Origin of the sequence: Aequorivita aquimaris (assembly GCF_001573155.1) — a bacterium.
Lineage (GTDB): Bacteria > Bacteroidota > Bacteroidia > Flavobacteriales > Flavobacteriaceae > Aequorivita > Aequorivita aquimaris.
The window spans coordinates 1-1877 of sequence record NZ_JRWG01000024.1; the positions used below are offsets into that span (position 1 = coordinate 1).

General features: G+C 40.3%; 2 protein-coding genes and 1 pseudogene. All 3 read left to right on the forward strand.

Annotation, left to right across the window (positions count from 1 at the left end; translation table 11 throughout):
- Positions 1–271: pseudogene (locus LS48_RS14525) on the forward strand (hypothetical protein); the annotation flags it as partial.
- Between the two features lie 51 nt (positions 272–322).
- Positions 323–1453, forward strand: a complete 1131-nt coding sequence (locus tag LS48_RS14530; RefSeq protein ID WP_062623206.1) for an FAD-dependent monooxygenase — start codon at positions 323–325, stop codon at positions 1451–1453.
- Between the two features lie 218 nt (positions 1454–1671).
- On the forward strand, positions 1672–1877 hold a 206-nt coding region (locus LS48_RS14535; RefSeq protein WP_131807741.1), incomplete at its 3' end, for a transposase.

Below are 1877 nucleotides of genomic sequence, written 5' to 3' on the forward strand. Positions count from 1 at the left end.
ATGGGGGTTCGACCATATCATGACCAAGAGGGGCCTTGAGAGTGCCTCGGCGGATTTTGGCCTGATTGCGCTGGCATACAACCTCAAACGAATGCTAAAGCTGGGGATAACGCTTGCAGGGTGGCCTGTTTTGCTGCTTTTATGGCTTCAAGGGGCGCTTTCCCTTCACAAACATGCCCTGAAAACGGTTTCTGGGGACAAAGGCCGATCTTTCAACTTTTACTCCATTTACTTGCCGAAAATGGAATTAAAAACTATTTTCAACAATTGAAGGGCGGTTTTGAGACAGACTGACGTTGGCAGTCAGCTAAAAAAGAACTAAATGAAAAGAAAAATTGCGATAATTGGAGGAGGTATTGCAGGACTTACCTTTGCTCGTTGCATTTCTGACGACTATGAAACACACATTTTCGAAAAAAAACAAGAATTTGGAGAAGTAGGAGCGGCAATTAGTGTGTTTCCAAATGCGCTCTGCGTAATGGATGAAATCGGCTTACTTGATAGTATATTGAATACAAGCGGAAAGTTTGAAAATGTTTATCTAAAAACGGATAAAGGAAATATCTTAAGTAAGTCAACACCTAAAAGCGATTACCCCGTAATTTGCATTCACCGAGCCGACCTACATAAAATTTTATTAACAGATATTAACGCTCATTTACATATTGATAGTGCTGTAAAACAATTAACCAATTTAGACAATGGTCAAGTAGAGATCATTTTTGAAAATGGCAAATCTTCGGTTTTTGATGCAGTAATTGGAGCTGATGGAATACATTCAATTGTAAGAAAAAACATCATCAATGATGGAGATCCGATATTCAGAGGATATAATATTTGGCGTGGTGTGGTGAAAACCGATTTTGATATTGGATACGCAAGTGAAACCTACGGGAAAGGTAAACGGGTTGGAATTGTTCCTATAAAAGATGGTGTATATGGTTGGTGGGCAACTTATAATGAAGGCTTTTTGAAAGATGATGAACCTGAAGGTACAAAGCAAAAACTTAAACGTCTTTTTGGAAATTGGCATTATCCGATTCCCGAACTTATTGAGAATACAGAAAATATATTGAAAAATAGTTTGTCGGACCGCATCCCACACAAAGGATGGACAAAGGGCAATATTACATTGATAGGAGACGCAGCACACCCAACCACACCAAATTTGGGTCAAGGTGGTTGTATGGCCATTGAAGGTGCTTATCTTTTGGCGAAGTGCATCAATAAATATGGACTGTCTTCTAAAGCATATGAAATTTACGAAAAATATCAATTTCCACGTTCCAAAGAAATTATAAACGAAAGTTTAAAACTTGGAAAAATGGGACAGATTACCAATCCCATATTAATCACCTTAAGGAACTTCTTTTTCAAAATAATTCCATCGAGTGTTGCTATGAAAATGATAGATAAACACTTTTCTTATCGAGTAACAGAATTAAAAATATAAAGCCGAACTGCCAACAATGCATATAAAAAATAGGCGAAATAGCAGTAAAATCTAGGCTTTTAGCTCGCTTCAAACTTTGTGCTTAATTGAAAGTTTTGTGCTTCAAAATCGCCTGCTCATACACTAGACCGTCAGACTGTCTCAAAACTTAATAACTCTGTGGATAAGTAGGAGTTTTTTTTTCCTTCAAAACCCCCGTATTTCCGTATCTTCATGCCATGGAATATCTACAGGGACAAGACCGCCAGCAACTGGCCCTCTACACCACCTGCCTCGACGAGATGGTGCCGGAGGAGAACAGCGTCCGCTTTATCGATCGATTCGTCGGGGCACTCGATCTGGAAGAGCTGGGGTTTGCCGCCCTGCCCGCACAGGGCCGTCCGCCGTACGACCCGGCAGACCTGCTCAAGCTCTACATCTATGG